Origin of the sequence: Acinetobacter sp. ANC 3882, assembly GCF_022549545.1 — a bacterium.
Classification (GTDB): domain Bacteria; phylum Pseudomonadota; class Gammaproteobacteria; order Pseudomonadales; family Moraxellaceae; genus Acinetobacter.
Window position 1 is genome coordinate 301,030 of sequence record NZ_JAKZGB010000001.1, and the last position, 13,375, is coordinate 314,404.

Below are 13,375 nucleotides of genomic sequence, written 5' to 3' on the forward strand. Positions count from 1 at the left end.
GAGGAAATTGAAAATGATTATTTATGGCGTTGGTTTACTCGCCTTATGTACGCTGGTAGGCGTCATAATTGGCGATGCTCTAGGTGTTCTGTTAGGCGTACCCTCAAATGTTGGCGGTGTCGGTATTGCGATGATCCTACTGATTTGTATTCGTTTATGGATGGACAAACGTGGTCTGATGAATGTCGATACAGAAAAAGGTGTGGTCTTTTGGGGCATGATGTATATCCCAGTCGTAGTTGCAATGGCAGCACAGCAAAATGTTGTTTCTGCGATTACAAGTGGGCATATGGCCGTTTTAGCCGCAATTTTTTCTGTAGCACTATGTACCATCACAATTGCAATCTTAAGTCGCTATAAAAAAGGTACGCCTTTACCAAAAGAAGAAATCAGCACATTAACAAGGGTAGGAGGCAAAGCTCATGGTTGAGATGCTATTAAAGGATTTAACGCATTTGGGCTTGATTACAGCATTTGCACTTATTGCTTTAATTATGTGGTTATCCACTAAATTATCAAAATATTTAACCAATGGTCGTGTGCATGCCTCTGCAATTGCAATCATTATTGGTTTGATATTGGCGTGGGTGGGTGGAACAGTTACAGGCGGTGAAAAAGGGATTACCGATATTGCCTTATTCTCTGGTATTGGCTTAATGGGCGGTGCGATGTTGCGAGATTTTACAATTGTCGCAACAGCATTTGAAGTTCAAGCAACAGAAGCTAAAAAGGCAGGGTTTATTGGTGCATTCTCACTACTTTTAGGCACCATATTACCCTTCATAGTTGGATGTATCTTTGCATGGATTTTCGGTTATCGTGATGCTGTAAGTATTACCACGATTGGTGCAGGGGCTGTTACCTATATCGTTGGACCTGTTACTGGTGCAGCGATTGGAGCAAGTTCAGAAGTTATTGCGCTTTCAATTGCCACTGGTTTGGTAAAAGCAATTTGTGTCATGGTTTCGACACCGATGACTGCGAAATTTATGGGGCTCGATAATCCTCGTTCAGCAATGATTTTTGGTGGGCTGGCGGGCACAGTAAGTGGTGTGTCTGCTGGATTGGCAGCAACAGATCGCCGTTTAGTTCCTTATGGTGCATTAACTGCAACATTCCATACTGGTCTAGGCTGCTTAATGGGACCAACAATCTTGTTTTTTACCGTTAAAGCTTTGCTTGGCAGCTAAGCATTTATATTTGAAAAGCCCTTCATCAAATGTATGCAGGGCTTTTTTACATTTCTAAAAATCTTTTGGAAAACATACGGCATTCTGCAATTAATGCAAGTAGGTTTGGATCACGTTCTTTACTTTTTAGAAAAACCAAACCAATTTCTTGTTTAATTTGGAAGGGTGCTTTCAAAGGGATGAGCTTAACTGAACTTTCATAGATCGTTGAAATACGACCTGGTAACAAGGCAAGACCAACACCCGTACTCACCATGCTAACCAAAGTAAAAATGTCACTGACTTGTAAAAATACTTTTGGGTCAATTCCTGCTTTTTCGAACAAGATATCTGAATCATTACGGGTTGCAAAACCTTTGGAAAGCGTTAAAAACTTTTCATCCTTTAACGTCGTGAGATCCGCTTCATTCATTAAAGCCAGTGGAGAATTTTTATTTACAGCTAAATAAATATCATCTTGAAACATCGGAAGCGTTTCAAAGTCAGCGTCATTGGTGGTGTCATTCAGAGCAACAATAATGGCATCTAATTCAGTCGATTTTAGTTTCTTTACTAAGTCTAGATTTGAACTCAGCAGGAGCTGAATATCCAACTCACCACGCCTTAACTTTAAGCCACTAATTACATTTGGAATCGTATTCACAGTAAGCGAATAAAGAGAACCCAAATTCAATATTTTTGCAGCAAAGCCAGCCGCCTCACGGGTTTTATTCACTGCAACAATCATATCCTGAATAAGTTTCTGTGAATGCTCTTGCAAGACATAGGCACTTTTCAGTGGAATCAAGTTTCGTCCTTCATTCTTAAATAAAGGACAGCGCAAAGCACTTTCTAAAGAATGGAGTGCCTTATGCACACTAACATTGCTTATTTGCATCTCATCGGCCGCTTTGGATAAATTTCCATGACGCATAAAAGCCAAAAAAATTTGGATCTTTTTGAGGGTCAGTTCTTCTTCTATTTTCATAGAATTATCAAAATTAAAATAGTAAAAACAATTATATAGCTAAATCCTTAGATATTCCATTCAACTTATGTTCACCTAAAATCTAGTTCACAATTTAATCTATGATTAATAAACAATAAATTTAATTACTTAGAGCACTAAAGTGATAACTTATAAAATATTTTATTGATGAACCTAGCTATGAATACATATTTTCATACTAAAAAGGCCTTAAGAATAGACTAAATTTGTTTAGCAGAGTGGTGGCAGCCCACCACTATTTAAATGATTAGGCTAGGGTTCTGATAGCTACGATTTCTGTTTGGCTTTTTGGCGTAAGACATACAAATATAAGTTTTCTACTTTTTCACGTGCCCATGGTGTGGTACGTAAAAATCGCAATGATGATTTAACACTTGGATCTATACAAAAACATCTAATTTCAATTTTACGACTTAAGCCTTCAAATCCACCGTAGTAATCCAATAACTCATCCAAAATGTCAGCAAGTTTTTTGCCGTGTAAAGGGTCATTGGAGGCGTTCATAATAGATCAACCATATTTTGGGAGGCCATTATTATAACCTGAGCGAGTTAGAAAATGAGAGAGTTGGAATTGAAACGTAATTAACATATAAAATTACAGCTTATCTTCCTATATTGTGTAAAGCATAGGGTACAAACATGGACAAGATGCATCTAGATCAAATAACAGAATAATTTGATTTTCGTTTGAGACTTTCTTTTCTAAATGAATTGTCTTTAGGGCAAACATAGTAAAGTTTATGAAGTATTCTTAAGGTCAACATATCATATTTTATAATTTTAATAGAACTCATATAAGTTATTGAATAAAGGTCAGAGGATGAAAGAGATGAACTTATTATCAGGTGTAAGCTATTTAACATAATATACATTATGCGAAATAAAATAAGATTAATAACCTAATATCTAAATACCTTTGCAATTACAGATTTTGCCCAATTCCTAGTATGTTGACATACATTGGAAAGTTACACACAATGCTAGTCACTATATAAATATGTTTATACCAATAACAATGTCTTCGATTTATCAGTTAAAACCTGCATTTCAAAATTTACTTCGTCCATTGGTAAAATGGCTTTATTCAAAAAAGATCACTGCAAACCAAGTGACGCTCTTAGCAATGTTTATCTCTGTTGGATTAGCTTTTGCTTTGTACAACCTACATGTTTACCAGCAACCATTCATTCTGTTCTTATTATTTCCTGTATGGATGCTTGTTCGCATGGCGTTCAATGCAATTGATGGTATGCTCGCACGTGAGTTCAATCAGCAATCAAAACTGGGCGCATATTTAAATGAGCTCTGCGATGTCATCTCTGATTCTGCACTTTACCTCTGCTTTTTAGGTTTAGCCTTTATTCAGCCATTTCTTCTAGGTTTAGTCGTATTTCTAGCGATTCTGAGTGAATATACAGGTGTTATGGCACCGTTAATTGGTCAGGAACGCCGTTATGATGGCCCTATGGGTAAAAGTGACCGTGCATTTTGGTTTAGTTTAATTGCAATATGTGCAAGTTTCAGTCCATATTTAATCGAAAATAATTATTTAAATTCATTAGCTTATATATGCAATGGGCTTCTCGTCATTATTGCTATCTTACTGATTTTGACAATTTATAACCGTATTAAAAATAGTATTCAGCTTTAAGGAAAATTAGATGCAAAGTCCACAAAAACATATATTTATGACCCATGATGATACTGAGTTGGCTTACCAACACTGGCCAGCATTGGCGCCACAAGATGTAAAAAAAGCAATTATTTTATTCCATCGTGGACATGAACATTCTGGCCGTATGGCTCATTTGGTCAGTGAACTCAATTTACCTGAGTTTGATTTCTTTGCATGGGATGCTCGCGGACATGGGCAATCCCCAGGTTTACGTGGCGATGCGCCAAGTTTTTCTGCTTGCGTAAAAGATATTCAATATTTTGTTCAGCATATTGAAGCAAGTTACAGCATTGTATCCACCAATATCGCTGTTATTGGCCAAAGCGTTGGAGCAGTTTTGGCAGCAACATGGGTACATGATTATGCACCTAAAATCAGAGCTTTATGCCTTGCATCACCAGCATTTGACATTAAACTGTATGTGCCATTTGCAAAAGCTGGTTTAACGGCTTTAAGCAAATTAAAGGGTAATTTCTTTATTACCAGTTATGTAAAAGCCAATATGCTGACGCATGATGGTGAACGTGCAAAAACCTATGATACAGATCCTCAAATCGCCAAAGCTATTTCGGTCCGTATGCTTTTGGGTTTATATGCTGCATCTGAACGTATTGTAAATGATGCACAAAATATCTTTGTACCTACACAAGTTTTGTGCTCAGGCTCAGATTTTGTGGTGTACCGCAAGCCACAACAACAATTTTATGAAAAGCTTCCTCATCCCAGAAAAGAATTTCATGTATTAGAAGGATTTTTTCACGATACTTTAGGCGAAAAAGATCGTCATATCGCTGTTGAAAAGATTCGTCGCTTCATTTTGCAAAGCTTTGCCGAAGATTATCAATCCCCAGATGTATTGAATGCCGATAAAATCGGTCCAAGCTGCGCAACGGCAGAACAGCTAAGTAGCGCACTTCCCGCCTCTTCAATCAAAAATCTATTCTGGAATTTAACTAAACGTAATTTAAAGCTAGGCAGTAAGTTCTCTCATGGTTTAAAAATTGGTGAAGATACCGGTTACGATTCTGGCAGTACTTTAGATTTTGTTTATCGCAATCAAGGTGAAAGCAAAAATATTCTTGGCAATATTATCGATCAACAATATTTAAATGCAATTGGTTGGCGTGGAATTCGTGTCCGTAAACAACACATCGAACAGTTATTGGCAAAATACGCAAAAGCACTGATCAAGCAACGTAAAGATGTTCGAATCCTAGATATTGCTGCGGGTCATGGTCGCTATATTTTAGATGCTGTGAATGAGCTTCCGACACCGCCTAAATCTGTGCTTTTGAGAGATTATAGTCAGCTCAATGTTGATTCTGGCACAGCATTGATTCAACAAAGAAATCTCGAAAACATTGCTCAGTTTGAATTAGGTGATGCATTCGATACCACATCACTGGCAAAGGTTAAACCAAAACCAAACTTAGTCATTGTTTCAGGGCTTTATGAACTTTTTAGTGATAACGATTTATTAAGACAATCCCTCTCTGGTATCCATCAAGCCATGCTGCAAGGCGGTTATCTGATTTATACGGGACAAATCTGGCATCCGCAGCAAGAGTTTATTGCACGTGCTTTAACCTCACATCGTCAGGGCGACGCTTGGGTAATGCGGTTACGCTCACAAGCAGAGATGGATGCATTGGTTGAACAAGCTGGCTTCAAAAAAGTTGATCAATGTATTGATGAATTTGGGATTTTCACAGTTTCTGTTGCTCAAAAAATTTAAATAAAGACGTTTTATGCAAAATAATATTTTAGACCGTCAAAACGGTACATGGAAATGGGGACTACTCTGTCTGGTCTTTTTAGCCCCTTTTTTCTTTTTAACCTACGGATTTGCCAATCAATATGCTTCTGGCCTAAGTCATGTCCCAAGTATCGTTTTTGCTTGGGAGCATCACATCCCACTGTGGGCATGGACTATTGTGCCGTATTGGTCAATCGATCTTTTTTACGGATTATCTTTGTTGCTGTGTTGGAATAAATTTGAATTAAAACAACATACGCTTAGGCTATTTTCGGCTCAGTTGATTTCCATCAGTTGTTTTTTGATCTTTCCTTTAAAATTTAGTTTTGAACGTGCTGAATTACATGGTTTCTTTGGGTTATGGTTTGATGTGCTCATGGGTTTTGACAAGCCTTTTAATCAAGCACCATCATTGCATATCGTCTTATTGGTGATTTTGTGGGATTTTTACCGTCGACATATTCAACCGAACTACCGTTGGTTGGTCCATGTTTGGTCTTTTCTAATTGGATTGTCTGTCCTAACTACGTGGCAACATCACTTTATTGATATTCCTTTGGGACTACTGGCTGGTGCACTGTGCTTATGGCTTTTCCCTCTCACGGTAAAAGCACCCTATCAAAAAAATCCTGTACAGCAATTTACTTTTAAGCATTTAAAACTCGGTAGTTTTTATCTGATCGCTGCTTATCTTTGTGCTACACCTGCATTTTTATTCAACGGTATTTGGCTATGGATGTTATATCCAGCAATAAGTCTGTTACTGGTCGCATTAGCATACTTTTTTGTTCGCCCACATTTTTTCCAAAAGCAAGAAAATGGTCGGATGACTATCGCTGCATGGCTATTGTTTGCGCCTTATTTTCTGGTTGCATGGATTAATAGCCGTATTTGGACCTATCAACATCCTGAGGATTCATTGATTCTACAGTTAAATGGTGTTGAGCTTTATCTAGGTCGTATTCCAGCAACGATACATTCTCAGCAATATCATGCTGTATTTGATTGCTGCGCTGAATTGCCTGCAAATAATGACCATCATTATGAGAAGTATAGTACGCTTGATTTAATTCCAGTCCAAAGTTCACAATTATTGGAAGCGGCAACAAAACTTGATCATTTTATTCAACCGTTAATACAAGCAAATGAGCCGCAAAAATTACTGATATTCTGCGCACTTGGTTATTCACGGAGCTGTAGCATCTTAATTGCGTGGCTATTAGAGGGACGACAGGGATTCGTGTAAAATTCCGCAAAAACCAAAATAAGTTATTAAATATATTATGTTTTTCAAAGGCAAAAGTGACAATCTGTTATCAATTTTTAATTGTGGCTTGAGTTAGTAGTCGCAACTCTGAAATCAGAATTTCTTGAATTACTAATTTTGAGTGTGCAACACCGATCTCAAGGTTGACTTGGCTTAAACAGTTTTCCAACTCTCTTGTTTGGGATTTTTTCAGGAACAGCTCCTCCCTTAGCTCTTGAATTTCACTTTCTTTGGTTAGAATATTATCTTTCTGAATATTATATTTATTTTCAATAAGCTCCAATTCTTTGTTTTTCTGTAGCAGTACGTTCTTTTCTTTGTTTGAAGCATCAAAGCTTTGTTTTAATAAGTGTAATTCAGTGGAAATTGCTGAGTTATTTTCTTTCAAGTTGGTCACATCACCCTGTTTAACAATAATCGTTTGTTGTAGTAAGCGTATTTCTGACTGTAAGTGCTGAATCTGCTGGTCATGGCGACGCAAGTCTTGCTCACGTTGTTCTTTTACCGACTGACGATAATGTTCTAGGGCTTTTTGAACGTGTTGATGCTTCTCTTCAAGCGAATGACGATATTCTTCATTGGTGGATAGTTGCGTTTTTAAATCAATAACATGCTGTTCCAGTGTATGTCTTGTGACCGTTTCATGCTGAAGGGCATTTTGGGCTTGTTGGTGTGCTAATTTTTCTTGTTCTAATGTTTTATGTGAGCTTGCTAGCTTATCTATCAGGGCTTGAATTTCATTACGTAAAGCTAATATTTGTTTTTGATGTTCCTCTTTTTGCTCATCCATCTCCTGCTGCTTTTTTTCTATTTCTATATTGGCTTCTGTATGGAGTTGTTCAGACAAACTGGCCACTAATTGCTGCAATGCGGCACTAATATCGAGTTGGTTACCAATACCTTGAACACTTTCTGATTCTAATTCCTTTAAATACTTATGAATAGTAGTCTTCGATCCTGTATTACCCAGTTCTACCCGAATGGCATCAACAGACGGATTTTTACCTTGTGCCAGCAGACTTTCACGAGCATTTTTAACATCTGTTTTATCTAACCCAGTACGTGCCATTTTAAAAGTTCCTTTGCTTACATGTAATATATTACATACCACATAATTACATACTATTTATAATATTTATTCAATAGAATTTAGTCAAAAAATAACACAGGATAAGTAGTGCTTATCCTGTGTTAAAGCTTAATCTTATTGAAAATTGATAGATCTTATTACGTATAAAAAATAGGTATGAAATATCAATCTCTAGACAATATATTTTTTATTTAGAAAGCATTTGACAAAAACCAGATTAATTAATACATTCGTATTAATTAATATTTAATACAAAGGTATTAAAATGCAACAGTCCAGCGAGACGACCCAGCCCAACCCTAAAATTAAGACAAAGTTTCAGCTGATTGAAGTAGCTATTCCATTATTTGCAGAGGGTGGGCTTTCTACCGTATCAATTAGGGACATTAATCAGGCTGCAGGCATTGCTAACCAGTCTGCAATTTATTATCACTTTGGCGATATGTGGGGCTTGGTGACAGCATCTTTTAGTTATGCATTAGCACCTTATATTAGTGGGGTTAATACCATGCTTGATCAGGTTGAGTTGGAGTCTGACGGCATTTCCCCACCAGCGTTGAATAAGATAGTAGATGCCTTAATCCGTCCGATGGTGCGCATTATTCAACAACCTGACGGGCTTCATAAAATTAAATTCATTGCCCGAATTATTGGTGGTGCAGGAGACAAAGGCCGCAAACTTGTTGCGGATGAGTTTCGTGAATTAACCCTGCGTTGCAATCAATTAGTTGTAAGGAGTTTACCGGGCATTGGAGAAGAAGCTGCCAGCGTCAAAGTTTTATTTGCCTTTAACTCTGTCATCAACATTATTAGCGATATTGGTCTGGAGAGGTACTGGCCTCTTGTGACCCAAGATACTCGTCAAATTGATCGTTATTTACATGATTATATTGAAGGCGGCATCCGCTTTAATGCCTAAACCCTATCAGTGACAATTCATTAAATTTAAAGGAGATATCAATATTTATTCAGGAAGGTGCTGAGGTGACGCAATAAACAATGCAACACATGATGTGCTGCATAAGATTGAAAACAAATATTTACATTGATTGTAAAACAGGATGTATGCTATGAAAAACATGAGTTCTCCCCTATGCCGACTTGGTGTGTTGGCATTGACTACTATAACGCTTGTAACTACATTAACTGCATGTAATGGCAATAGTTCATCTAAAGACACTATCCCAGTACCGAGTTCACCTAACCCGACATCAAACTGTGTCTGGAAGGGTCCACTAACGGGTTTTAATCCAGAAACAAATTATGCGTTTCCAGATTCTGGGGCATATTATTGGTCTACGATTGTTACCATTCCAAAAGATACCCGCATGTTTATCAAAGGCCAGTATCCACATGCACGATACATGTCTTATGTGAGTTATAACGCCATTGATGGCACCCCGTCAGAGTCCTTACCCGATACAGCCATTAATCCTGAAAGTGGCTCGACGAATCCATTTATTGAAGGTAACTTGAGAACTTTGACACAACGTGATTACCGTGTTGAGGTAGTTTCTGGCACAGCATCAACTGTAGAAAGACCAGCAAATACAATCTATGCCCCAATAGCAGCAAACAAGACGGTTACGATTTTGTATCGTATTTATGTAGCTGACAAAGATAGAGATATTTTGGGCGGTGTGCCATTACCAGAAATTGAGATTGAAACCAAAGATGGAAAAAAGATAACAGGATCAAAAGCTTGTGACACCCTAAAAGCCTCTCCAAATATGTTCCCAAGAACATCTCCAGATAAAAATACCTACCTTACCGCACGTGATCGTCCAGATACGCCACTTGGATTTCCAGCAAAAACCCCCCCAATCTGGTGGTCTGCATATAATCAGGTGTGGAATTTTAAATGCATGTTTTATGGCGCTTGTGGAGGAACACCTCCTCGCGGTGTAGGGTATTATGCAAATCCAGATAATGCCTATACATTTGCAAATATCAGCCGCGATCTGGGTAAGATTGTTGTCTTGCGCGGTAAAATTCCAACAGTACCGCAAACCTTAAATGGCGACCGATATGCACAACAGGGGCAAGTTCGTTATTGGTCTATTTGCAGTAATGAGTATTTCACACAAAAAGTCACCACGTGTTTATATGATGAACAAGTGTCAGTGGACAAAGACGGCTTGTACACGATTGTGGTATCCCGAAATGAAGATAAGCCAAACAATGCAATAAATGAATGCGGAAATGGCTATCTTTCCATGTCAGATGTGGGTGATGGCTTGGGGCATGAAAATGATGTGCTGTTGATCATGCGTAATATGCTCCCTTCAGCAAACTTCACTCAAGCGATTCAAAATACCAAAACCCCTGGTGATGAATCATTAGTCATGGGTGATTTTTTACCAACAATTAGCTATACCACTAAAGCTGAATTTGAGTCACGTGGCTGTAAATCATAAAAACTTTTTATAATATTTTCTCCTCCTCGTTTATGGGTGATATCTTGTAAATGAGGAGGAGTATATAAAAACGAGAGTTATTTTAAGTAAAACTAACTAACTACAAACAATAAATTGTCATAAATATTTAAGGTTATCTCACCAACCTAAGTTCAAAATTTAGATATGGATATCTTTAACATTTTGGCGTTATATTTACTATACCATATTTTAATTCTGAGCCCGCTGCTTTAACTTGCGAAATAGATTGGAGCGTTGTGCAACATCAAGTGCTGCTGGCACAAACCGCTTGCCTGCATAGAGTGCCCATGCCTCTGGACTGACTGGCACAACGGCACGATTATGGATAATCGAACTAATAATTGCATCAGCAACTTGTTCAGGACCATAATTTCGAATGCGGTATATATCAGCTATTTTATCTTTAGATTGAGCTACTGAACCGTGTGCTCTCATGCTATTTACAATATTGGTGTTTATGACACCAGGACATATCGCACTCACTCCCACATGATGCTCAGCAAGCTCAATGCGTAATGATTCGGTTAATCCCATGACCGCATGCTTACTTGCCGAGTATGCCGACATCTCTGGTGCGGCATAAAAGCCTGCTGCGGATGCAATATTCACAATATGCCCCGACTTCTGCTCTACCATTCTTTGACCAAAGGCTTTACAGCCGTGTACCACTCCCATCAGATTAATGCCAATGAGCCAATGCCAGTCCTCAATAGGTGTACTTAAAAACTCACCTGTACTTGCCACACCAGCATTATTGATCAGAAGATCAAGTGGGCCATGTTGTTGATGAATACGATCAGCAAGTTGCTGCATGGCTTGCCAGTCGGAAACATCAGCAACCTCAAGTACAGCATGGTTTGACTGATTTTCGAGAAGTTGCTTGGTCTCTTTAAGTGCATCAAGATTCCGATCACAGATAATTAACTTTGCACCAAGCTCGGCAAACTTCAATGCAGTTGCTCGACCGATACCAGAACCAGCACCTGTGATAAGAGCAAGCTTATTGTGAAATATTTTTTGGGAATAAGACATATTTGAGACCTTTCATGAATGAGCACATTTCTCTAATCAATGTTCTTGGTGATTAGATATATCAACCAGCGTTGGTAGAATTTTCATCCTCAGAGTCTTCACCCTCAAAGATCAAACCAGGACCAGCCATAGGAATAACATCTCGCGATGTGATTTGTTCCTTACACTCAGGACAAACAAAGATAGGAGTAATTTGGTGACCACAGCTTTTGTGTTGATAAATAATAGGTGGACCACGCCCTTCATCCATCCATTTGTCACCCCATGTCACCAAAGCCATAAGCACTGGGTGGAGCTCATGACCTTTCTCTGTGAGGCGATATTCAAAGCGCTCTTGACGCCCTTGATAGGGAACTTTTTTTAAAATATTTGAATCTACTAATCGTTTTAGTCGATCAGACAATACATGACGAGTAACTCCCAATACAGCTTGAAAATCATCAAAGCGACGAACTCCCATAAACGCATTTCTTAATACGAGTAAAGTCCAACGATCGCCTAATACAGAAAGGCTACGTCCGATTGAACATGGCTGTTTGCCAACATTTTTCCATTTCATAGCATGCTACTTCTTTTGATCGTCATTAATTGAACCGTTGATCGTGCTAATTTGACAAGTTCTATTTTGGAATCTATTATAAAAAATGTCAAGTTAGTATTTATTCCTTTAAGAGGCAAAATCCATGCAGCAGAAACCTATTCCTCCGCGATTAATTAATCAGCCATTTGCACTTGGTCATGGTGTTGAGTTGTCGAATCGTTTGGTTAAAGCCTCTCTCAGTGAGCGCCTTGCGACTACCGATGGACGAGTAACCCAAAAAATCATCAGCCTATATCAGCGCTGGAGTCGATCAGGAGCAGGATTACTGATTACTGGCAATGTCATGATTGATCGTCGGGCGATTGGTGAGCCGAATAATGTGGTGGTTGAGGATGAGCGTGATCTCGCCATGTTGCAAAAATGGGTTGCTGCGGGTACGCAAAATGGTGCCCAACTCTGGATGCAAATTAATCATCCTGGCAAGCAAGCGCCTCGTGGTTTAAATAAAGATAGTGTTTCGGCTTCGGCAATTCCGTTTAGTCCTAAACTTGCCGCTGCGTTTGCCACACCACGCGCATTAACTGAGGCAGAAATTGAAGATCTCATTACTCGCTTTGGACGAACTGCGCGTATTGCACAAAAAGCAGGTTTCTCTGGGGTAGAGATTCATGGTGCACACGGTTATCTGGTCAGTCAGTTCTTGTCTCCGCATCATAATCAACGTACAGATCGCTGGGGTGGTAACGCTGAGAACCGCCAACGTTTTGTCTTAGAGGTTTATCGTGAAATAAGACGTCAAGTCGGTACAGATTTTCCGATTGGTATTAAGCTCAACTCCGCAGATTTCCAACGTGGTGGCTTTACTGAAGAAGAGTCTTTGAGTGTGATCCAAGCCTTATCACATGCAGGGATTGATTTAATTGAAATTTCGGGTGGCACTTATGAAAACCCAGTAAATATTGTCAGCACCAATGGTCAAAAAACATCAACTCAACAACGCGAAGCCTATTTCCTTGAGTTCGCCGAAAAAGTGCGTACAACCGTTAAAACCCCATTGATGGTCACTGGCGGATTCCGTAGTCAATCTGGTATGCAGGAGGCACTAGCTTCTGGCGGTCTGGATCTGGTTGGATTGGGACGTGGACTGATTGTGGAACCCAATTTTCCTGCACTGTTGCTAAAAGGACTGGAGGCCAATCATCCTGTCAAACCGATTAGTACAGGCATCGGTTTTATTGACAAGACAGGCGCAGTGGAAATGTTGTGGTATGCCCGTCAAATTCATCTGATGGCTAAAGGATTAGAACCTAAACCGAATGAACATGCACTGTTGTCTTTATTAAATGTGATTCCTGAAATGGGTATCAGCAGCTTACGCAGTCGATTACGGGTGTAA

General features: G+C 38.9%; 12 protein-coding genes and 2 pseudogenes. 8 read left to right on the forward strand and 6 right to left on the reverse strand.

Annotated elements, in window-relative coordinates:
* Positions 1-13: 13 nt before the first annotated feature.
* The gene (gene madL / locus MMO42_RS01610) at positions 14-430 is read left to right on the forward strand and encodes a malonate transporter subunit MadL (RefSeq protein ID WP_241318907.1); all 417 of its coding nucleotides are present in this window, start codon (positions 14-16) and stop codon (positions 428-430) included.
* Positions 423-1,190 carry a malonate transporter subunit MadM gene (gene madM / locus MMO42_RS01615; RefSeq protein ID WP_005294047.1) on the forward strand — a complete coding sequence of 256 codons (768 nt, stop codon included), beginning with the start codon at positions 423-425 and terminating at the stop codon, positions 1,188-1,190. The genes madL and madM overlap by 8 nt, the downstream gene beginning before the upstream one ends.
* Before the next feature lie 46 nt (positions 1,191-1,236).
* On the opposite strand, the gene MMO42_RS01620 is transcribed toward madM, so the two are convergent.
* The 3 genes and pseudogenes from MMO42_RS01620 to MMO42_RS18235 all read right to left on the reverse strand — a co-directional run.
* Positions 1,237-2,157, reverse strand: coding sequence for a LysR family transcriptional regulator (locus MMO42_RS01620; protein ID WP_241318908.1), 921 nt, complete (start codon positions 2,155-2,157; stop codon positions 1,237-1,239).
* A 288-nt stretch (positions 2,158-2,445) separates the two neighbouring features.
* Entirely contained in the window at positions 2,446-2,682 is a 237-nt protein-coding gene (locus MMO42_RS01625; protein WP_004961824.1) for a VF530 family protein, read from the reverse strand.
* Positions 2,683-2,793: 111 nt separating this feature from the next.
* Positions 2,794-2,910: pseudogene (locus tag MMO42_RS18235) on the reverse strand (site-specific integrase); the annotation flags it as partial.
* 285 nt (positions 2,911-3,195) lie between these two features.
* Here MMO42_RS18235 and MMO42_RS01630 point away from each other — a divergent pair.
* The 3 genes and pseudogenes from MMO42_RS01630 to MMO42_RS01640 form a co-directional block, all read left to right on the forward strand.
* Positions 3,196-3,831, forward strand: coding sequence for a CDP-alcohol phosphatidyltransferase family protein (locus MMO42_RS01630; protein WP_241318909.1), 636 nt, complete (start codon positions 3,196-3,198; stop codon positions 3,829-3,831).
* Positions 3,832-3,841: 10 nt separating this feature from the next.
* On the forward strand, positions 3,842-5,590 hold the full coding sequence (locus MMO42_RS01635; protein WP_241318910.1) for a bifunctional alpha/beta hydrolase/class I SAM-dependent methyltransferase: 1,749 nt from the start codon (positions 3,842-3,844) through the stop codon (positions 5,588-5,590).
* Positions 5,591-5,603: 13 nt separating this feature from the next.
* Positions 5,604-6,854 (forward strand): annotated as a pseudogene (locus tag MMO42_RS01640) (phosphatase); the annotation flags it as partial.
* A gap of 73 nt (positions 6,855-6,927) precedes the next feature.
* Here the strand turns inward: MMO42_RS01640 and MMO42_RS01645 are convergent.
* Positions 6,928-7,947 (reverse strand): DNA-binding protein, encoded by a 1,020-nt coding sequence (locus MMO42_RS01645; RefSeq protein ID WP_241318912.1) that lies wholly within the window; start codon positions 7,945-7,947, stop codon positions 6,928-6,930.
* A 286-nt stretch (positions 7,948-8,233) separates the two neighbouring features.
* On the opposite strand from MMO42_RS01645, the gene MMO42_RS01650 reads away from it, so the two are divergent.
* Together MMO42_RS01650 and MMO42_RS01655 are read left to right on the forward strand one after the other, a co-directional pair.
* Positions 8,234-8,887, forward strand: a complete 654-nt coding sequence (locus MMO42_RS01650; RefSeq protein ID WP_241318913.1) for a TetR/AcrR family transcriptional regulator — start codon at positions 8,234-8,236, stop codon at positions 8,885-8,887.
* A gap of 151 nt (positions 8,888-9,038) precedes the next feature.
* A complete protein-coding gene (locus MMO42_RS01655) occupies positions 9,039-10,385 on the forward strand; it encodes a hypothetical protein (protein ID WP_241318914.1) in 1,347 nt (448 codons plus the stop codon).
* 210 nt (positions 10,386-10,595) lie between these two features.
* Here MMO42_RS01655 and MMO42_RS01660 read toward each other — a convergent pair whose 3' ends face one another.
* Positions 10,596-11,438 carry an SDR family NAD(P)-dependent oxidoreductase gene (locus tag MMO42_RS01660; protein WP_241318915.1) on the reverse strand — a complete coding sequence of 281 codons (843 nt, stop codon included), beginning with the start codon at positions 11,436-11,438 and terminating at the stop codon, positions 10,596-10,598.
* Positions 11,439-11,499: 61 nt separating this feature from the next.
* Positions 11,500-11,997, reverse strand: a complete 498-nt coding sequence (locus MMO42_RS01665; protein ID WP_241318916.1) for a helix-turn-helix domain-containing protein — start codon at positions 11,995-11,997, stop codon at positions 11,500-11,502.
* A 124-nt stretch (positions 11,998-12,121) separates the two neighbouring features.
* Between MMO42_RS01665 and MMO42_RS01670 the strand changes: the two genes are divergently transcribed.
* Positions 12,122-13,375, forward strand: a complete 1,254-nt coding sequence (locus MMO42_RS01670; RefSeq protein ID WP_241318917.1) for an NADH:flavin oxidoreductase/NADH oxidase family protein — start codon at positions 12,122-12,124, stop codon at positions 13,373-13,375.